We start from the raw sequence: 19,540 nt of genomic DNA, 5'->3' as shown, positions 1-19,540 counted from the left end.
CTGACGCGAAAGGCGACGTTATGGGACCGCCGAGAGTCGAACTCGAGTCCTACGGACCCCATCCGCAGAGGATACCACTACCCCACGGTCCCAAGCTGCATGTGGACGGATGGGCGTTCGGTAATTAAGAACTTCGTTTCGTGGACGGGTGCGGTTTCGCGTCACTCCGTCACATCGCGCGGCACGACGAGGTCACCGTCATCACGCACCGCGAGGCTCGCGATCGGGTCACCCTCGTAGACGGCGAGCCCATCGGTTCGGCCGAGCATGTAGCCGTCGTGCTCGACCCGGATCGTCGCTCGGGGCTCGCCGGTGGCGGAAACGACCTGCGCGAGCACGTCGCCATCCTCGAACACCTCGCCGGGGCCGACGTGGTGACGAACGAGGCCGGCCACCTCAGCGGTCGGTCCGCGATACCGTCGAACGGGGAAGGAGACGGACGGAGCCGTGACGCCTGCCTCGTGTTCCAGCTCGTCTCCCGTAAGGAGGCCCATGTCGAGGGCAATCCGGTGGATCCCGTCGACGGCGGCCGCGACGAGTTCGTCATCCACGACGCTATGCGCGCCCAGTTCGGCGGTGAACGCCGGAACGCCGGCATCGTTGAGGACGGCACCTGCCAAGGAGCGGTGGAGGTTCTCCTCGACGTACTCCGCTGCGGGATACTCCGTCACTATCGGGAAGCCGAACGCGTCGACGATCGTCTCCAGTTCGTCCGCCAGCGCGTTCGCCTCTGCCTCGGTTCGGCGGTCGCCGTACAGGACACGGTCGCGGATCGCGAACGGCTCACTGGCGACGCCCGCGGTGTGGCAGTCGATGAGCGCGTCCGCGGCGGTCGGGCCGTCGACGATGGCCTCGTAGAGCCGCCTATCGATCCGTTCCTGGAGCTTCGGCGGCCGGGAGGCACTCGCATCGGCGTCCGGGAAGTGACGGTTCGGGTCCGCGTCGTCGTAGTAGGTGTGGCGAACGCTCCGTCGGAGCCCGGCCGGCGAGACGACCGGCACGGCGACGACCGCACCCGAGAGGGCCGAGAGCGACGCCTCGAACGCGGCCATCGCGTCGAGCACGGCCGCGATCCCCGTCGCCTCGTCGCCATGGACGCCGCCGGTCAGCCAAAGGGAGGGCCCGGGTTCGGAGCCGTTGGCGATGAGGACCGGCAGGCGCTCGGGTGTTCCGGTCGGGAGGTCGGCGACCTCGAACCAGCCGCGTGCGAACGTGCCGGGCTCGGCGGTCGCGGTTCCGAGTTGCATGCCCCCATCTGCGACGAGTCAGATTATAAAAGGACTCGCTCAAGCTCGACGACAACGCCGGAATCCGCATCCGGGTGACCCACGAGCCGTCCGAGACAGACCGCTACGTCGTCGGGCGTGTAGCAGGTGACAAGTGGGTTCTCTTCCGCACCCTCGTGGTTGCCCGCGTCGCCGTCGGCGTCGCCGTCACCGACCGCACCGGAGACGCCGGCTGCTGGCTCCGAGACATCGATCACGCCGGGTGCGTACACCGGCGCGCCCGTGGCGACGGCGCGTGCGGCGGAGGGCGCGATCGTCACGGACGGGAGGTGAACGAACGCCGCCTCCGCGGGACGGACGATTTCACGCAGGAACGTCTCGTCGCCGTCGGCGGCCCACACGAGCGCGTCCGTCAACTCCTGAAGCGTGTGGAGATCACGGTCGTCGAACGGATCGGTTGCGGTGCGCCGGAGGTGGCCCATGTGCGCGCCAACGCCCGCGGCCAAGCCGATGTCGTGGCACAGCTTGCGAACGTAGGTCCCGGACTCACAGCTGATCCGGAGCAGGGCACGGCGATCGTCGCGCTCAAGCAGATCGAGTCGGTGGATCCGTCGTACCCGGAGCCGTCGGCTGACCGCGCTTTTACGTGGCGGTTTCTGATAGATCGGCCCCTCGAACTCGGCGATCACCTCCGGGAGGTCGCCCGGTGCCGGCCCGTGGAGTTCGAGCGCCGAGACGTACTCCTTTCGCCCCGCAAGAAAGACCTGTGCGGCACGCGTCGCGGTCCCCGTGAGCGTCGGGAGACAGCCGGTGACCTTCGGGTCGAGCGTCCCGGCGTGTGCAACACCCGCGATCGGTGGGCCCTCCGGATCGATGGCCGCCAGCGTCTCGTTTATCAGATCGCGGACCCACGCGGAGACCTGATGGGAGGACGGGCCGGCCGGCTTATCGAGGTTGATCACGCCGAATCGGAGCAGTTCGGGGACGCTCCGGGCAGTCGGTGGCGCCCGCAGCCGATCGACATCGGTGTCAGCCGCGGTGTCGCCCGCCGTTGAGGCGTCGGTGACATTTTCCCGAGACGCGACGGCGTTCTCCCGAGACGCATCGGCGGCGTTCTCCCGAGACGCACCGGCGGCGTGCTCCCGAGGCGTGCCGCCGGGATGATCACTCATGTGCTATCGATTCGAGGCGGGGCGTGGTTAAAAGTCGTGGGTGACGCCCACGACCGGGACCTTTCCCTCGTCCGTCGTGGGTTCATACGCCTCCACGGTCGCGACGAGCGCATCAAGGAACCGATCGGGGCCCCAGCGCGCGGTGTTGTATGCCGCATCATAGATCGAGAGGTCATCGATGTCGATCCCGTAGTACTCCAGATAGCGCTTCCGCTCGGACGCTTCTCGACGTTTCGTCTCCTCGCGGGCACGGGGGACGGGTTTGTCCTCACGCGCGGCGATCCGTTCGGCACGAACCGCGACCGGCGCGTCGAACCAGAATCGGAGGTCGGCGTGATCGCCCGCCAGCCACCCCGCAAGCCGTGATTCCAACACGAGGTCGTCTCGCGTCGTCGCGATCGTATAGAGCCGCTCATCGAGGGCGTGATCGATGTCGTCGTCGTTTTCGGCGTGTTCGTTGAACTCGACGGGCGTCATGCCGCGCTCGGCGGCCATCTCACGGAAGATGTCGCCGCCGGAGACGTGTTCGAGCCCCAGTGCCGCCGCGAGCCCCGCGGCGTTCGTGCTCTTCCCGCTTCCCGGCGGGCCGGAGACGGTGATCAGCATATGTCCATTCCGGCGGTATCGCTCAAAACCGTTGTCGTTCGTCGGTTCACTGCGATACCCCCACTGGGATCACCGATCGCCGTCGGCGGCGGTCGCCGCGGTCATCGACCAGACGGCGATGAGGCCGAGCAGCACGGCCGGGATCAGCGGTAAAACGAGATAGGTCCCAAAGAAACTGAGGCCGAACGATCCGGCCGCGTACGGATAGGCGTAGATGATCCCGGGGATCACGAGCACACAGACGATGAGCGCCGCCGTCAGCGCCCATCCCTGTCGACCGAAGCCATCCGCTGCGGGCTCGTCGGGACCGGTGTCGACCCGCTCGCCGTCGGGCGTGTGGACGTAGCCGCCGTCGGTGCCCGGACCGCTGTCCGGGTCGCTCTCAGCGCTCACTATCGGGGATTACGACTACCTTGCCAAAGCCCTCACGGTTTTCGATCAGCTCGTGGGCGCGGGCCGCCTCGCTCATCGGGAGCGTCTCACGGATCCGCGGCTCGAAGGTGCCGTCCCAGACGAGTTCGAGCACGTCGTCGACCTCCCCCGGCGTCGCCATCGTCGACCCGATGACGCTGAGTTGGTTCCAGAAGATCCGATTCAGCCCCGCATCGGGGTTCGGTCCCGTGGTCGCCCCACAGGTGACGAGCCGACCGCCCTTCGCGAGCGACCGCAGCGAGTCCGGGTAGGTCGCCGCGCCGACGTGGTCGACGACGACGTCGACGCCGCGCTTGCCGGTCATCGCCGCGACCTCCTCGGCGAGATCCGTCGATTCGTAATCGATGACGTGGTCCGCGCCGCACGCCTCGGCGTGAGCGAGCTTCTCCTCGCTTGAGGCGGTCGCGATCACCTCACAGCCCGCGTGATCGGCGATCTGGACGGCCGCATGGCCGACGCCGCCGGAGGCCCCGAGCACGAGGACGGACTCGCCGGCCTCGATGTCCGCCCGGGTGTGGAGCATCCGCCACGCCGTCTGAAAGACGAGCGAGGCCGACCCGGCCACCTCCCACGCGACCCCCTCGGGGACGGGGACGAGGTTGTCCGCGGGGACCGCGGCGTACTCCGCGTGAACGCCCGGCAGATGCTCGCCAATGATCTGAAAGGAGACACAGAGCGACTCCTCGCCGTCGCGACAGAACTCACACGAGCCACACGAGACGCCGGCGCTGACGGCGACCCGGTCGCCCGGTTCGAAGCGGGACACGTCGTCGCCGACGCGCTCGACGACGCCGGCCGCGTCGCTGCCGGGGATGTGCGGCATTTCGAGGTCGATCTCCGGCAGCCCACGTCGCGTCCAGACGTCGAGATGGTTGAGCGCACCGGCTTTGACGTCGACGAGCACCTCGTCGGCGGCGGGCTCCGGGTCCGGCATCTCGCCGTACTCGATCACGTCACGGTCGCCATGCTCGGAGAATCGAACGGCTTGCATGAAACGACCCACGCGGACGGCCGATAAAAGCGTGTGTGAATCGGAGACACACGGAGGTCACATCGATCCAGCGATCGGACGAGTATAAAAAGGACGACGACCCGGCTATTGGAACGCGCCGCCGTATTCGGCCTCGGCCGGCCGATCGACGTCGGAGCGCTCGAACTGCTTTTCGATCTCCTCGTAGCGTTCGCGCGTCTCCGGGGTGACGCTCGGGTTGACCTCCTCCAAGGCCGATTCGAAGTGCGCCATCGTCACGCGGACGTTGCCGACGGACTCGGCCACCTCTTCGGGCGAGACGCTGGCGATGAACTCCCGGGAGGCGCTCATCGAGGCCTCGCGGGCGACCGCCTCGAGGTCGGCACCGACGTAGCCCTCGGTCTCGCGGGCGATCCGGTCGAGGTCGACGTCCTCCGCGAGCGGCTTCTCGCGTGTGTGGACCTCGAGGATCTTCCGGCGCGCCTCCTCGTCGGGGACGGGCACGTGGACGTGTCTGTCCAGCCGACCGGGACGCAGGAGCGCCGAGTCGATGAGGTCCGGGCGGTTCGTCGTCGCGATGACGACGACGTCCTCCAACGATTCGAGCCCGTCGAGCTCGGTCAACAGCTGGGAGACGACCCGCTCGCTCACGCCGGAGTCACTCGTGTTCGATCCGCGCTCGGTCGCGATCGAGTCGATCTCATCGAAGAACACGATCGTGGGCGCGTTCTCGCGGGCCTTGCTAAACACCTCGCGGACGCCCTTTTCGGACTCACCCACGAACTTGTTGAGCAGCTCCGGGCCCTTGATCGAGATGAAGTTCGACTCGCTCTCGTTGGCGACCGCCTTCGCGAGCAGGGTCTTGCCCGTCCCGGGCGGGCCGTACATGAGGACGCCCTTTGCGGCCTCCATGTCGAGCTGGTCGAACACCTCGGGGTACTCGAGCGGCCACTGGATCGTCTCCCGGAGCCGCTCCTTAGTATCGCCCAGTCCACCGACGTCGTGCCACGTAACGTCGGGCACCTCGACGAAGACCTCACGCAACGCCGAGGGCTCGATCCCTTTTAAGGCCTGCTTGAAGTCGCCCTCGGTCACCTGGATGGCGTTGAGGACGTCCGCATCGATCTCGTCGCTTTCGAGGTCGAGCTGCGGGCGGATGCGACGCAGCGCGTGCATCGCCGACTCCTTCGCGAGCGACTCCAAGTCCGCGCCGACGAAGCCGTGGGTGTTCTCGGCGTACTCGTCCAGGTCGATCCCGTCGGCCAACGGCATGTTGCGGGTGTGGACCTGCAGGATCTCCTTGCGGCCATCGCGGTCCGGGACGCCCACTTCGATCTCCCGGTCGAACCGTCCACCACGGCGGAGCGCGGGATCGATAGCATCGACGCGGTTGGTCGCGCCGATGACGACGACCTCACCGCGCTCCTCCAAGCCGTCCATGAGCGAGAGGAGCTGGGCAACGACGCGGCGTTCCACGTCGCCACCGGCCTCCTCGCGTTTGGCGGCGATTGAGTCGAGTTCGTCCATGAAGACGATCGCGGGCGACTCCGCGGTCGCCTCCTCGAAGACGTCACGGAGCTGCTCCTCGCTCTCGCCGTAGTACTTCGACATGATCTCCGGGCCGGAGACCGTGTGGAAGCTGGCGTCGATCTCGTTGGCGACGGCCTTCGCGATCAGCGTCTTGCCCGTACCCGGCGGGCCGTACAGGAGCACGCCCTTCGGCGGGTCGATGCCGAGCCGCTGGAACAGCTCCGGGTGCCGCATCGGCAGCTCGATCATCTCCCGGACCTGTTCGAGTTCGTCGTCGAGCCCACCGATGTCCTCGTAGGTGATGTCGAGCGAGCCGTCGCCGGGCGCGCCGCCCCGTGCGCCCGCGTCCATGATCTCCTCGGCGGGCTTCTCGGAGATGGTGATCTCCGTCGAGTCGGTGACGACGACCGTCCCTGACGGCGACGTGGACGCGATCTTCAGCGGGACCGCCTGCGTCTGCCCGCCCATGAAGCCGAATCCGAGCGGAAGCCGGACGTTCTGGCCCTCGGTGACGGGCTGGCCGCCGAGTTCCCGACGGATCAGCGCGTCGATATTGCCGCGGATCCCCAGTCGCTGGGGGAGCGCGATGGTGATCCGATCGGCGGGCTCGACATCGACCGCCTCGACGCTCACGCGGTCATCGATCCCGACGCTTGCCTCCTGACGGAGCTTTCCGTCGATACGGATGACGCCGGTGCCGTCATCTTCGGGGTAGCCGGGCCAGACGCGGGCGATCGCCGCGCCCTCGGGCCCCTCAACACGAATGAAGTCGCCGCCGGCGAGATCGAGCTCCTCTGCGGCGACGCGGTCGATCGCGGCCAGCCGACGGCCGGCGTCCTTCTGTTTTAACGGTTTGACGGTGAGTTTCATAGCGCGCCCTCGATGGTCAATACACCGTTCGACACCGAAACGGTATCGGCGCTCCCGGGAAGCTCGAACTCGGATTCGACCGGTTCGCCGTGACTTTCGATCACGACGATGGCCGTCTCGCCGACGGTGTCGACGCTGATGGCCTCGTCGTCGACGCCGATATCGGCGGCGACGACCCACCGGTCCTCGTATTCGTACCGACGAAGCAACGCATCCCCGCCGACGGATTGGGTGAGTCTCATGATTGTGCTAACTCCAAGTTAGGCAAGAAAATATTTAAATCTTTCGTAGACAAATCGCATGACTGCAGGTATGTGCTGAATTTCTATAGTTTTGCGGTTCGATCGGCGGGCCCATACAGATCGGTACGAAGGGGCCTCGATCAGTTCGTGGTGAGTTCTTCCGGAGGACCGACTCCCGTTTAAAAGAACGGCGGTGATACTCGCCAACACACGTATCATACCCGAGAACGAACCGCACGCACATGAGCGTCGAATCACCTCCGCCCAACTACCGGACGCTTCCCGAGAGCGAATTCCAAAAGCGCATTGCCGATCTTTGGGAGCGATACGCCGACTGTGACCTGTGTGCGTACGATTGCCGTGTCGATCGAACACGAGGCGAGGAAGGCACCTGCCAGGTCGACGATACCGCGTACGTGTCGAGTTATTTCCCGCATTTCGGCGAAGAGGAGTGTTTGAAAGGCCACAACGGTAGCGGGACGATATTTCTGGCGAACTGCAACATGAAATGCGTCTTCTGCCAGAACTTCGAGACCAGCCACGAGGCGGAAGGGGATCCGGCGACCCCGGAGGAAATCGCCGGGATGGCGCTGGAACTCGAATCGAAGGGCTGTCACAACATCAACTTCGTCTCTCCGACCCACCATTCTCCCCACCTCGTCGAAGCGATCAAGATCGCGAAGGACCGTGGACTCGATCTCCCCATCGTCTGGAACTGCGGCGGATACGAACGCACCGAGATCCTCGAAACACTCGACGGGATCATCGACATCTACATGCCCGACGTGAAGTGGGCCGACGATCGGGCTTCGGCGTTGTACTCGAAGGCACCGAATTACTGGTCGAACATCCGTGAATCGCTCCGGGAGATGCACCGGCAGGTGGGTGACCTGCGGATGAACGATAGGGGGATCGCAACCGACGGATTGCTCGTTCGACACCTCGTGATGCCCAACCACGTCGGGAGCGGAAAGCGGGTGATGGAGTTCATCGCCGAGGAGATCTCCGAGGATACCTTCGTCGACATCATGGCCCAGTATCAGCCCTACTACAAGGCCGAAAGCGAGGATTTCTACGAGGAGATCGGCCGCCCCATCACCGAGGAGGAGTACGGGGAAGTGGTCGAACACGCCCGGGAGGTGGGATTAACGCGTTTGTATCTGGACCGTTCGATGCTGAAAGACCGATCGGCCGTCTTCGATCTGATCTGACAAGCCGATCAGTATCGACCAACCCCTTATATACCGCTCAGTATCCGGCGAGCGGGTCGTCGAGGTCGATCTCGCCGGCGTCGATCGCGGCTTCGACCTCGCGGGCGGCGGTGACCATGTTCTTCGTCTTCCCGTAGGCGACCTCCCGCGGGAGGAGCTTCAGCCCGCAGTCGGGCGAGACGGTGAGTTTCTCCGGCGGGACGATGCGGAGGCCCTGGAGGATGTTCTCCTTGATCTCCTCGACGCTCTCGACCTCGGCGGTGTGGGCGTCGGTGACGCCGAGCGCGAGGTCCGGCTCGAACTCGGGGTCCTCGAAGACCGGCACCTGCTCGTAGTCGCCGTTGCAGAGTTCGACGTCGAACTCGTCGATCGGATAGTCGTTGATCTCGGGGTAGATCCGCGAGTAGTCGCCGTAACAGACGTGCAGGCCGATCCGGATCTCCTCGGGGATCCCCGAGACGATCCGTTCGAGCGCCTCGCCGACGATGGCGTGGTCCTCCGGCGTCGTCGCCAGCGCGGGCTCGTCGATTTGGATGTAGCGTGCGCCCGCCTCGACGAGCTTTTCGACCTCCTCGTTCACCAGATCCGCGAGGTCATAGACCAGCTCCTCCGTCGAGGGGTACGCCTCGTTGAACGCCCAGAAGCCGAGGGTGTACGGTCCCGTGATCGGTACCTTCACCGGACGGGAGGCGACGTTCGAGGTGAACTCGAACTCGTCGACCAGCCACGGCTCGTCGTAGGTGACCTCCTCGACGACGCTCGGTTTGTCGAAGTAGTTGTGTCCCCACACCTTCACCGGGCCGTTGAACTCGTAGCCGGGGATGCGCTCGGCGAAGAACTCGACCATCTCGTTGCGGCGCATCTCGCCGTCGACGACCGTGTCGAGTCCCGCACGTTCGTGTTCGTCGGTGATGATCCGACAGGCATCGTCGTGGGCCTCCGCGAGGTGGGCCTCATCGAACTTCGAGTCGGGGTCGTCGACGAGTTCGTCCGCTCGATTCAGCCACTTCGGCTTCGGATAGGAGCCGACGACGGTCGTTAACAGGAACGAGTCGTTCGGGTGATCGTGCGGGCGGAACTGCTCGCGGTTCTTCTCGGGATTTCGGGCCATTAGTCGATCACCTCCGTCGCCGCGGCGAGCGCGGCGAGTTTCTCGGTCGCCTTGTTCGAGGGCAGATGGAACAGTTCGGTGTTCGCCGTCAGATACGTCGTTTCGAAGGACTCGACGGGGACCTGCGATTCGAACCACTCGACGCGCTCGGCGATCGTCGCCGGCTCCTCGACGAGCGTGTTCTGCCCGTCGACGAGCCCGAGCGCCAGCGAGTCGGTCGAGCCGTACTCCTGCACGTTATAAACCGTCGCGTCACGGTCGCCGGCGACGAGGTCGAGCCCCAGCGCGTCGGCTCCCGCCTCGTCGACGAGGTGCGCGTAGAGTTTCTCGTCGAGCGCGCCCCAGTACGTGTGAACGACGACCTCGGCGTCCGTCGCCTCCGCGACCGTCCGGATCGCATCGGTCGCCCGCTCCTCGGTATCCGTTGCCGGCGGGTTCTCGATCAGCGAGGGTTCCAGCAGGAAGAGCGTCTCGTGTGCGGGGAACGCCTCGACTTCGCCCGCGAGGAACTCCGCGACTGCGGCGAGGAACTCGCTTTCGTCGCCGTAGTAGTCGTCGCTCGCGAGGTCCGCGAGCGAGTACGGCCCGGGCAACACCGCCTGCAGCGGGGCGTCGCCCGCGAGGACGTCGGCGGCGGCCTCCAGGTCGGCAGCGACGTCACCGGAGGGGGTCAACTCGCCGACGACGCGGGGGTCTCGGTAGAAGTTGTTGTTGTCATAATAACGGACGATCCCGCCCGTTTCGACGTGCTCGTGGATCGTCAACGGGTGAGCGATCATGTCGTCCCACCGGCCTTGGCCCTCACCGACGCGGTCGAGACCCGCGTCGAGCTGATCCTCGACCAGTTCGCCGCGAACCTCGTCGTACGTCTCCGTGATCTCCGCGCCCTCGTCACCGCTCAACAGATCACCTTTCTGGTGACCTTTGAGGTCCGAAAGCGTGTCCTTCGCCCAGTCCGGGAGGGGAAACAACCCCGGCGTGGTCGCGACTCGTTCAGTCATCACCGGCGCTTCGCTATGCCGCTGTATAATATTTGCGAACCTATTTGATGACTACTGGTAATCCAATTCCGGATGAACGGGACGGGGGAATGCGCCCACCTGCGATACCTGCGGCGGGTACGCTTATGCTGCGTCTGGCGAAACGGCCAGCCATGTCAACGCACTCGGTCGTCTCGTTGTTTCCCTCGGCCTCGGAGGTGGCCGCCGAGCTGGGGGTCGTCCCCGCGGCGGTCTCACACCAGTGTGACCATCCCCCGGCGGTGCGCGACCGACCGACGCTCACCGGCCTCGTCCGTGATCTCGATGCGGATCCCGCGAACGCGGACCGGATCGTCGCCTTCGATGACGTCTACTACCTCGACGGCGACGTCCTCGCCGACGCGGATCCCGATGTCGTGCTCACACAGGGGGTCTGTGCGGTCTGTGCGCTCGACGCCGGATTGGCCCACGAGGCCGTCGAGCGACTCGATCTCGACGCGACGGTCCTCGATGTCCACGCCGAGACCCTCGAAGACGTGCTTGAAAACATCGATCGGGTCGGGGAGGCGATCGGTCGTTCCGGGGCGGCCACCGCCCTCCGTGCGGATCTCGAATCGCGGATCGAGCGAGTCAAAACGGCGGACGGTGCTCCCCCATCGAACTCGCGGCGACCGCGCGTGGCCGTTCTCGACTGGACCGACCCGATCCGCCACGGCGGACTCTGGGTTCCCGAACTGATCGAGGCGGCGGGCGGCGAGTGCGGCCTCGCAGAACCCGGCAGCCGCGCCGGTAAAGTGAGCTCGGCGGAGCTCCGGAGCTTCGATCCCGAGGTGCTCGTCGTCGCTCCCTGTGGCTACGACCTCGCGGAGTCGACCGCGGCCACAGAGGAACTGCTCGTGCGCGAAGCGTTCGAGACGGTCGCAGCCGTCCAAGCGGGACGTGTCTACGCGATGGACGGCGCGGCCCACTTCAATCGACACAGCCATCGCGTGGTCGACGCGCTCGAGACGCTTGCGGAGGTGATCCGCTCGCCGGACGCCTCGGTGGCGGTGGAGAAGCACGTGAGCGAGGGGATCGCGGACTCGTCGGTTGAAAAGCGGGTTCGTCGCGTGACGGTTCCGGGCGTCGAGGGGTAGGAGCGCTCATCCGATGAACCGATCTGATACATCCGTTTCAGGGGGATGGGTGATATGCGGTCTCGGTGAATTCCGTGATCTCTTGTGAGATGGTTTCCAATGCGCTATCATTGGTGACGTTTTCGATCGCACGGGCAATGAAATCTGCAACGTGCTCCATATGCCGTGTTTCCAGTCCATTAGCGGTGATGCTGGTGGTACCTAGTCTAATGCCGTCGGTATTGGTCGCGTGCTGAGTGTGTGGAAGCGACACCCGATTCGCGATAATACCGGCCTTTTCTAGCGCGTGTTCGACGTCCCTCCCGGATCGCCCCTCGTCAGCATGACGAAGGTCGATGAGAACGATGTGGGTATCCGTTCCACCGGTGAATATCTCCAGTCCACGTTCAACAAGGGCCTCTGAAAGGGTTCGTGCGTTAGCGATCACCTGATCGATGTACGTTTTGAATGCATCCGTACGAGCTTCAGCGAACCCGATGGCTTTGCCGGCGATATTCGACATCGTTGCACCACCCTGAAGCATCGGAAAGAGCGCGTTATCAACGGCTTCCGCGTACGCATGATCACAGAGGATCATGCCCCCGCGACCCGCTCGAATTGTCTTGTACGTAGAGCTTGTACAGAAATCGGCGATTCCCACCGGCGAGGGGAACCGTCCAGCCGCGATCAGTCCGCTGAGGTGAGCGATGTCTGCTAAGTGATACGCGTTCGTCCGGTTAGCGATCGCTTGGATTCGTTGCCAATCGATCTCACGGGGATACGTCGAGTATCCAGAGATGATGAGATCCGGATCGATTCGATCAGCACGCTCCTCGAGCGAGCGATAATCGATCGCACCGCTTTCCGGATCCAGGTGATAGAATTCAGTGTCGTACAGTTCACCACTGACGTGATGGTCGCTACCGTGAGTGATATGACCCCCGTCCTGCGGATCCAATGCCAGAATCTTGTCACCGGGATTAAGCACCGCCAAGTACACCGCGAGATTGGCCAACGAGCCACTGTGCGGTTGAACATTGACGTGTTCGGCGCTCCACAACTCCTCTGCGTACGCAATTGCCAGCGATTCAATCTCATCGATGTGTTGTGATCCGGGATACAGCCTCGAATCGGGATATCCGAGCGCGTTTCTGTTCGTAAGCATCGTTCCCTGCGCCCGTTTTACCGCATCACTCGCCTCGTTTTCGGATGCGATCATCATCAAATTCCGTCGCTGTAACTGGTGTTCCCGTTCGATGGCGTCCCCAATGGCGTTGTCCGTCGACGTCAGAAGATCGTATGGCATTAATTAACAAATCCAACTCCACAACGAAGGATAGGTATTTCGACTCTACAGTGGACGCTTCAACAGAGTTGAGTCACGGTGAAAGCAATGACTGTCGTCAGCCATCGGTTCGAGCCCAATATGATCACCGCCGATCAGCCACAAAACGACAAAAGAGCACGAAAATTAGAGAACGCGAAAAGTTAGATGATCCCTTGAGCCCGAAGGACGAATTCAGCTATCAATGCGGAGCCGATGAACGTGCCGAGCATCGCGATGACCGTGACGATCACGATCTTCCAGCTGATCTCTTTGAGCCTGTCGTACTGCATCGCCACAGAAAGGCCAGCATATGCCAAGATTGGCGTCGCCGTGGCGAGGAAATTGATCTCACCGACGGCTGAGAGAAACGGCTCTTGAACCGGGGAGAACGGAAGCGAAAGGATCGTTGCGACGAGGATCGCCCAGGCGATTCCGGGGAAATTAACGGGGATTTCACGTGCCAGAATGAGCGAGACGAGGCCGATGGCAATGATCATCAGGATTCCTGGAATGGACTCAACGATACCGGCGTCGTAGCCGACAGCATTGCCGATAATCGTGATGACGCCGACGATGATGAGCATCTTCAGCGACTCGATGATATACTCAATACGGTCCATGTTACTCACCCCTCCCAAGAACGGGGTTCAGTTTCCGGTAGAGGAAGTTGACGAATGGCAGTCCGACGAACAGGACGATCCACAGTCCGGTGAAGTTCGTGAGCGTGTTACTGGTCGCGGCGAACGACAAGATTTGGTCCTCAAGTCCGGGTGGCGACACGGCAGCGAGCGAGCCCGCACAGGCCGTCATCATGCTTGCACTTCCCATTCCGCATCCCATACTGAGTGATAACGGATGCAGTCCGAACAGCGGGGCGACCCCACCGAGAATGCCGAAAAAGATGGTCCCGATGAACGTGCCGATCAAGTAGTTTCCGAGGACACCGATCCCCTCCGGGGATTTGGGACCGTAGTACTCCGTAACGATCCCGTAGACCGGTTCCCGAACAACGCTGATCGTGGCGCCGATCGCCTCACGCTTCATTCCCAGCAGGAGTGCAACCGGTAAGGAGATCACGATGGTTGCGAGGTTCCCCACTTCCTGTAACACGAACGCCGGACCGGCCTGAATTATCTCCCAGAAGGCAGGCCCGACGAGTGTGCCATAAATCACCCCCAATGGCATCAGCGAGATCAAGATCATTGGCGTGCTGATCCGACTTACCTCGGGAGGTGCAACCTTCTGCAGTTGCGTGAGATAAGCCCCCAAGAATCTGAAGCTGATAAGCATTCCAAAGACGACCGCATACAACATCGGGAGAATGATGATCGCGGCCTCGCCGATCGGGTATTCGAACGTCCCAATATATTCGGAGACGACGACGATAGCGAGTACCACCGCGTGTGCTTTTAAGTGGAATTCCCATCGGCCCGTCGTGCGTATCGGATCCCATTCATCCGCCCCTTCGGCTTCTGGATCGGTTTCTGTAGTATCGTTTTGTGCATCAGTCATTTAGTACCACGGCCCAGTCGAAACAGCAATAGTACAAATAGATTTCTCTGAAATACGGATCGTAGTACCAAGTGAACGTGTCCGAAAATAGCAACGAATAGACTTCTGTTTCGATCCCCCGCAACACTACAACAGTTAATCTGTGAGATAGTGAATATCGATCCCATATCCTTGTCCAGCATCGGCCATCCGTCATGGGTCGTCAACGAACACCCGGTTCAGTTCGAAAGGAGCTGTTCGAGAAACGCACTCAGTACCGCTGCTGCCGACTCAACGTCGGCGATGGGTACGTACTCGCCATCGGAGTGAGCGATCGGTTCCGTTCCATCATGTATCAGGCCCGGGCCAAAGACGATAACCGGCATCGAAGGGGAGAAAAAAGCCGCTTCGGTGGCCGCTTCAAACGGACGAGTCTCCACTGATCGGTTAGTTACTGAACTCGCCACCTGCGTAAACCGTTCGACGAACGCGTTCGCCGGATCTGTTTTAAATGAGTCCAACGAGGATCCCGCATCATATTGGGTGATCGCGTGATCGCAGTCGAGATCCTGGAGACAGGCTCTGATCCGCTCTGTCGCATCCTCACGGGATTCACCGGGTATTGTCCGATAATCTACAACGAATTTTGCGTATTCCGGGACCTGATTCGGACGATTCCCCCCTTCGATAATCGTTGGAGTGAAATCGTTTCGTCCCAGTTCGTCGTCCTCTCGTGGCCGTAAGTTGCGTATAATATGGATAGCCCTAGCGGCACACATAGTCGCGTTTATTCCACTTTCCGGTGTGCCACCGTGTGCGGATTCACCGGATAATTCGATCAGCAAATCGTAGTGTCCGCGGGCTCCGTAGCAGACATCTAACCCAGTGGGTTCTCCCACGATGGCAAAGTCAGCCGAGATCCCATCTGAAAGGTATTCATACAGACCACGCTGGGTCGTCTCTTCGTCCGGTGAGACCAGCAACGTGATCGTTCCTCTCTCGGGATCAATCCGGTCGAAGGCAGCCACCATCGCCGCGAGCGAGCCCTTGGCATCACACGCACCTCTGCCATAGATCGTTTCGTCATCTCGACTGAATGCAATATGTGGAGAGACGACATCCATGTGGGTGTTGAAAACGAGTTCTGGGCCACTCGCGGCCCCTTCTTTTGTTGCATGAATACAGCCCGTCTCGTCCAACTCCGCGTTCGCAATCGTTTCGAGGAGATAGTTCTGGATTTCAGAGACGGTTTCATGACTCTCGATCTTCATGAGTTGTTCGAGATATGACACTGGCTCCATAGGTCCACTACATCCGTCCGCCATTTACTGTTACCGGGGATTCATGAGAAAGCCGATTGCGGCCATCCACGTAAATGAGTAATCTTACCGCGGAGACGATGTCGTCCAAGCGGTCGGTGAAGTACTCGTTCTCGGGCGACGTTTTATTGAAAACGTCCGCTGTTTATTCTGTACTCCGTATCTGCACACCAGCGCTCAATCACCCCTTATCCATCGTCCCGATCGAACCGAACGACGCTCAACGTCTCGAAGGGAAACGATTCCTCACGGACGACCTCGTGGGTGAAGCCGGCGGCTTCCGCGAGCGCCAGCACCTCCTCGTAGCCGGTGAGCGAGGAGACGAGCAGGACGACGCTGCCGCCGGGCGTGAGCACCCGCCCGACGTCGGCGAGAAACGGTTCGATGAGGTCCCGTCCGGACTCCCCGCCCGACAACGCCCGCTCCATCCAGTCGTCCCACTCGTTTTCCGGGTCAGTCGGCAGATACGGGGGGTTGAAACAGACGACGTCGAACGCGTCGTCGCGGAAGGGATCGAGTAGGTTCCCGAGCACGGCCTCGACGCCCCGGCCGCGGGCCTCCCGTGCCGCGTGGGGATTGACGTCGCTGCCGACGGTCCGGACGCCGCACCGCTCGCGGATCCGTGCGGCGACCCAGCCGGAGCCGGTGCCGACCTCCAGCACTCGGTCGGGGGTGGCTCCGGCCCCAGCAGCACGCTCGCGAGCGACCTCGACGGCGCCCTCCGCGAGCAATCCGGAGTCCTCCGCGGGTTGATAGACATCGACGTCGAGCCCGCGTCGTTCCGCGAGATCGCTCATCGATCGTCACCGTTCCCGGCAGTCGATGACCGATCCCCACCGTCTCCGCGTGGCACATCCTCTGCACGGCGCATCCGCGTCGGATCACGGCCGATCGAGGAGTCGAGTTGCACACCGAACTCCTCCTCGCGCGCCGACAACGTCTGTTGTGGGAAGGGGATGGTGATGCCTTCATCCTCGAGGCCGGCTTTGATGGCACCCATCGCGGCCGTCTGTGTCCGCCACCGCTTGCGCATGCTCGGCTCCGTGATCCAGTAGCGGACCCCCAAGACGATCGCGGAGTCCGCGAAGCGTTTCGTAACCACGTCGGGTTCCGGCATCAAGGCGACGCCCTCGATGTCGCGAACCGCCTCGCGGATCGTCGCGCCGGCGCGGTTGATATCGGCGTCGTAATCCACGCCGACTTCGATCTCGATTCGGAGGCGGTTCCGCTTCGAGCGGTCGATGACCGGCCGCGCACGCACCTCGTCGTTGGGGATCGTGACGACTTCGCCGTCGAACGAGCGAAGCCGCGTGTTGATCACCGATATCTCCGTCACCGTTCCCTCGTGGTCGCCGATCGAGACCCAATCACCGACCTCGAAGGGCCGCGAGAACATCAACACGAAGCCGGCGAGCACCGCCCCGAGCGTCTGTCTCGCCGCCATCCCGATCACGATCCCGAGGAACCCGGCCCCGACGAGGAGGCTGCCGACGTTGTCGGTGAACAGTCCGATAATGACGAGCACGACGAGCGTATAGACGCTCACCTGCAGGGTCCGCAGCAGGATCTCCTCTTGATGTTCCGAGATCGCCGTGCTCTCCATCGAAAGCTCACGGATGACCCCGCCGAGGAAGTCCGTCAGCGCGTACGCGCTCGCGAGCAATACGATCGCGAGCACGACGTTCGAGAGCTGATCGGCGATGGCAGCGTTTTCCAGCGCGCTCACCAGCGCCCCGCTCATTCCCCAGATGGCAAGCACCGCGAGGACCGCGAGCGCCGTCGTTCCGGCGACGGTCGTCGAGAGCAGCAGCCGTCGTTTCGAGGAGAGCTCCTCGCTGTGTTTTTTCAACCGTCCGCTCACGAGTCGAACCCCGATCACGATCCCCAAGACGGCGAGCGAGAGGGCGATCCGCTCGACGTTTCCACCCGCCAACTGCTCGATGGACGCGATGGTATCCGTGACCGCGAGCAGTTCAGGGCCGATCGAAGGCGGCATATGCGGGGTCATCCCTCCGGCGACCCGTGTGTTCGAGCCAGTTCCGCGAGCGAAGCGAACGCCGCCGGATCGAGGTCGCCGGGTCGCTGTCGGAGCAGCCGTTCCTCGGCGGCGTCGACGACCGCATCGGCGTCGGCGAGCCCGGAGATGTGGCCGGTGTTTCGGATCGCGTTTCTGACCGTCTTTCGTCGCTGGGTAAAAAGCGCCTTCACGAATCGGAGGAAGAACGCCTCGTCGCCGACCTCGTACTCGGGCGTTCGGGGCGTACAGCGGACGATGGCGCTCTCGACGGCCGGCTGGGGGTCGAACGCCTCCTTCGGGACGTGCTCGACGAGTTCGACGTCGGCGTAATGCCCCGCCGAAACCGAGAGCCGACCGTACTCGCTCGTTCCCGGGTCGGCAACCATCCGTTCGGCGAACTCCCGCTGGAACATCAACACGAGCGGCTTACTGGCCGGCAGCAGCCGGAAGGCAATCTCCGAGGAGACGCCGTACGGCAGGTTGGCGACGCAGGCGGTGAACGGCGGGAACTCGACCGACAGCGCGTCCCCCTCGATCACCTGGAGGAAGTCGTCGGCGATCGCCTCGGCGAACTCCTCCCGAAGAAAGGCCGCGAACGCGGGGTCGCGTTCGATGACCGAGAGGCGGTTTTTGTGTCCCGTCTCACTTCCCGGCACGTTCACGATCGTCGCGAGCAGCCGGTCCGTGAGCGCACCCGCGCCGCCGCCGACCTCGAGGAGATGTCCGTAGTCCGTCCCCTCGGGGAGATACGTCGGGATCCGATCGAGCACCCGATCGTCCACGAGAAAGTGTTGATCGTGAGTGGGGTTCGCTCGTGTCCCCGCGCGGCGCGCCAGGGCGTCGGGGTCCCGGTGACCGTACCGATGGTCGTTCACGCGCGCGTCGCCTCCCGAGCGATGAGTCATTACCGGTCGTACAGGGTGATTCCGGGTAAACCCCTCGTTTCTGGAGGCGATGATCCTCCCGCGACGGCGACGTGGTCTCATCGTGGACGGTCGTTCAGTAATGCCACGGATACTCCCTAAAGGCCGGCTCGCGCTTTTCGAGGAAGGCATCACGCCCTTCGGAGGCCTCCTCGGTCATGTACGCGAGCCGGGTCGCCTCGCCGGCGAACACCTGTTGGCCGACCATGCCGTCGTCGGCGAGGTTGAACGCGAACTTCAACATCCGCATCGCGGTCGGCGACTTACGGGTCATCTCGTCGGCCCACTCCAGCGCGACCGTCTCCAGGTCCTCGTGAGGGATCGACTCGTTGACCATCCCCATCTCCTCGGCCTCGGCGGCCGAGTAGGTCTTGCCTCTGAAGAACACCTCGCGGGCCTTCTTTTGGCCGACCTGTCGGGCGAGGTATGCGGACCCGAACCCGCCGTCGAAGGAGGCCACGTCCGGGTCCGTCTGGAGGAACTTCGCGTGCTCCGTGCTTGCGAGCGTCAGATCACAGACGACGTGTAACGAGTGACCGCCGCCGACGGCCCAGCCCGGAACGACGGCGACGACGGGCTTCGGCATGAACCGGATCAGCCGTTGGACCTCGAGGATGTGCAGCCGACCCGCTCGCGCCTCTCGGACGAGGTCGTCGTCCGCTGCATCCGCCTCGTCGCCGTCGCGGTACTCGTAGCCCGAATCGCCGCGAACCGACTGGTCGCCACCCGCACAGAACGCCCAGCCGCCGTCCTTCGTGGACGGGCCGTTACCCGTGAGGAGGACACAGCCGACATCGGCCCGCTTGCGGGCATGATCGAGGGCGGCGTAGAGCTCGTCGACCGTTCCCGGTCGAAAGGCGTTGCGCACGGCGGGGCGATCGAAGGCGATCCGAACCGCGGGCACGTCGACCGCACGGTGATAGGTGATGTCGTCGAACTCCTCGGTGACGGGCTCCCACGCGTCGGGGTCGAAGATCTCCGAGACCATGCTCGGTTCT

The 19,540-nt window shown here is 63.4% G+C and carries 19 protein-coding genes and 1 tRNA gene; 2 read left to right on the top strand and 18 right to left on the bottom strand.

The features are described from left to right. Positions 1-21: 21 nt before the first annotated feature. From CHB65_RS03240 to CHB65_RS03205, 8 genes are all read right to left on the bottom strand, one after another. A tRNA-Pro gene (locus tag CHB65_RS03240) sits at positions 22-92 on the bottom strand. Between the two features lie 69 nt (positions 93-161). Beyond that, a complete protein-coding gene (locus CHB65_RS03235) occupies positions 162-1,247 on the bottom strand; it encodes a succinylglutamate desuccinylase/aspartoacylase family protein (RefSeq protein ID WP_089383625.1) in 1,086 nt (361 codons plus the stop codon). A 23-nt stretch (positions 1,248-1,270) separates the two neighbouring features. Then, on the bottom strand, positions 1,271-2,398 hold the full coding sequence (locus tag CHB65_RS03230; RefSeq protein WP_089383624.1) for an RNA-guided pseudouridylation complex pseudouridine synthase subunit Cbf5: 1,128 nt from the start codon (positions 2,396-2,398) through the stop codon (positions 1,271-1,273). A gap of 27 nt (positions 2,399-2,425) precedes the next feature. Further along, entirely contained in the window at positions 2,426-3,004 is a 579-nt protein-coding gene (gene cmk, locus CHB65_RS03225) for a (d)CMP kinase (protein WP_089383623.1), read from the bottom strand. Positions 3,005-3,073: 69 nt separating this feature from the next. Next, complete coding sequence (locus tag CHB65_RS03220; RefSeq protein WP_089383622.1) at positions 3,074-3,397, bottom strand: hypothetical protein; 324 nt, start codon at positions 3,395-3,397, stop codon at positions 3,074-3,076. Beyond that, entirely contained in the window at positions 3,387-4,427 is a 1,041-nt protein-coding gene (locus CHB65_RS03215; RefSeq protein WP_089383621.1) for a zinc-binding dehydrogenase, read from the bottom strand. Before CHB65_RS03215 ends, CHB65_RS03220 begins: the two co-directional genes overlap by 11 nt. A 105-nt stretch (positions 4,428-4,532) precedes the next feature. Then, positions 4,533-6,806: a CDC48 family AAA ATPase gene (locus CHB65_RS03210; RefSeq protein WP_089383620.1), complete on the bottom strand. Its 2,274-nt coding sequence runs from the start codon at positions 6,804-6,806 to the stop codon at positions 4,533-4,535. Continuing rightward, positions 6,803-7,048 carry an Hsp20/alpha crystallin family protein gene (locus CHB65_RS03205; protein ID WP_089383619.1) on the bottom strand — a complete coding sequence of 82 codons (246 nt, stop codon included), beginning with the start codon at positions 7,046-7,048 and terminating at the stop codon, positions 6,803-6,805. Before CHB65_RS03205 ends, CHB65_RS03210 begins: the two co-directional genes overlap by 4 nt. A 242-nt stretch (positions 7,049-7,290) precedes the next feature. On the opposite strand from CHB65_RS03205, the gene CHB65_RS03200 reads away from it, so the two are divergent. Continuing rightward, the gene (locus tag CHB65_RS03200) at positions 7,291-8,259 is read left to right on the top strand and encodes a radical SAM protein (RefSeq protein ID WP_089383618.1); all 969 of its coding nucleotides are present in this window, start codon (positions 7,291-7,293) and stop codon (positions 8,257-8,259) included. Positions 8,260-8,296: 37 nt separating this feature from the next. On the opposite strand, the gene CHB65_RS03195 is transcribed toward CHB65_RS03200, so the two are convergent. Both CHB65_RS03195 and CHB65_RS03190 read right to left on the bottom strand, forming a co-directional pair. Next, on the bottom strand, positions 8,297-9,370 hold the full coding sequence (locus CHB65_RS03195; protein ID WP_089383617.1) for a methionine synthase: 1,074 nt from the start codon (positions 9,368-9,370) through the stop codon (positions 8,297-8,299). Continuing rightward, on the bottom strand, positions 9,370-10,371 hold the full coding sequence (locus CHB65_RS03190; protein ID WP_089383616.1) for a 5-methyltetrahydropteroyltriglutamate--homocysteine methyltransferase: 1,002 nt from the start codon (positions 10,369-10,371) through the stop codon (positions 9,370-9,372). The genes CHB65_RS03195 and CHB65_RS03190 overlap by 1 nt, the downstream gene beginning before the upstream one ends. Before the next feature lie 152 nt (positions 10,372-10,523). Here CHB65_RS03190 and CHB65_RS03185 point away from each other — a divergent pair, with 152 nt between their 5' ends. Next, positions 10,524-11,486 carry an ABC transporter substrate-binding protein gene (locus tag CHB65_RS03185; protein ID WP_089383615.1) on the top strand — a complete coding sequence of 321 codons (963 nt, stop codon included), beginning with the start codon at positions 10,524-10,526 and terminating at the stop codon, positions 11,484-11,486. A gap of 37 nt (positions 11,487-11,523) precedes the next feature. On the opposite strand, the gene CHB65_RS03180 is transcribed toward CHB65_RS03185, so the two are convergent. The 8 genes from CHB65_RS03180 to CHB65_RS03145 form a co-directional block, all read right to left on the bottom strand. Further along, positions 11,524-12,771 (bottom strand): serine hydroxymethyltransferase, encoded by a 1,248-nt coding sequence (locus CHB65_RS03180; RefSeq protein ID WP_089383614.1) that lies wholly within the window; start codon positions 12,769-12,771, stop codon positions 11,524-11,526. A gap of 182 nt (positions 12,772-12,953) precedes the next feature. After that, the gene (locus tag CHB65_RS03175) at positions 12,954-13,412 is read right to left on the bottom strand and encodes a hypothetical protein (RefSeq protein WP_089383613.1); all 459 of its coding nucleotides are present in this window, start codon (positions 13,410-13,412) and stop codon (positions 12,954-12,956) included. A 1-nt stretch (position 13,413) separates the two neighbouring features. Continuing rightward, the gene (locus tag CHB65_RS03170; RefSeq protein ID WP_089383612.1) at positions 13,414-14,304 is read right to left on the bottom strand and encodes a DUF3100 domain-containing protein; all 891 of its coding nucleotides are present in this window, start codon (positions 14,302-14,304) and stop codon (positions 13,414-13,416) included. A 218-nt stretch (positions 14,305-14,522) separates the two neighbouring features. Then, complete coding sequence (locus CHB65_RS03165) at positions 14,523-15,584, bottom strand: M20 family metallopeptidase (RefSeq protein ID WP_179213564.1); 1,062 nt, start codon at positions 15,582-15,584, stop codon at positions 14,523-14,525. 206 nt (positions 15,585-15,790) lie between these two features. Then, a complete protein-coding gene (locus CHB65_RS03160; RefSeq protein WP_089383610.1) occupies positions 15,791-16,399 on the bottom strand; it encodes a HemK2/MTQ2 family protein methyltransferase in 609 nt (202 codons plus the stop codon). After that, complete coding sequence (locus CHB65_RS03155) at positions 16,396-17,598, bottom strand: mechanosensitive ion channel family protein (RefSeq protein WP_089383609.1); 1,203 nt, start codon at positions 17,596-17,598, stop codon at positions 16,396-16,398. Before CHB65_RS03155 ends, CHB65_RS03160 begins: the two co-directional genes overlap by 4 nt. Positions 17,599-17,606: 8 nt before the next feature. Next, the gene (locus tag CHB65_RS03150; RefSeq protein ID WP_089383608.1) at positions 17,607-18,524 is read right to left on the bottom strand and encodes a 16S ribosomal RNA methyltransferase A; all 918 of its coding nucleotides are present in this window, start codon (positions 18,522-18,524) and stop codon (positions 17,607-17,609) included. Between the two features lie 94 nt (positions 18,525-18,618). Further along, positions 18,619-19,530 carry a 1,4-dihydroxy-2-naphthoyl-CoA synthase gene (locus tag CHB65_RS03145; RefSeq protein WP_089383607.1) on the bottom strand — a complete coding sequence of 304 codons (912 nt, stop codon included), beginning with the start codon at positions 19,528-19,530 and terminating at the stop codon, positions 18,619-18,621. Between the last annotated feature and the right edge of the window lie 10 nt (positions 19,531-19,540).

Source organism: Halorubrum vacuolatum (assembly GCF_900188065.1).
GTDB classification, from domain to species: Archaea; Halobacteriota; Halobacteria; order Halobacteriales; family Haloferacaceae; genus Halorubrum; species Halorubrum vacuolatum.
The sequence above is the reverse complement of the archived record's forward strand: the minus strand, read 5'-3'. Positions and strand labels throughout refer to the sequence as shown.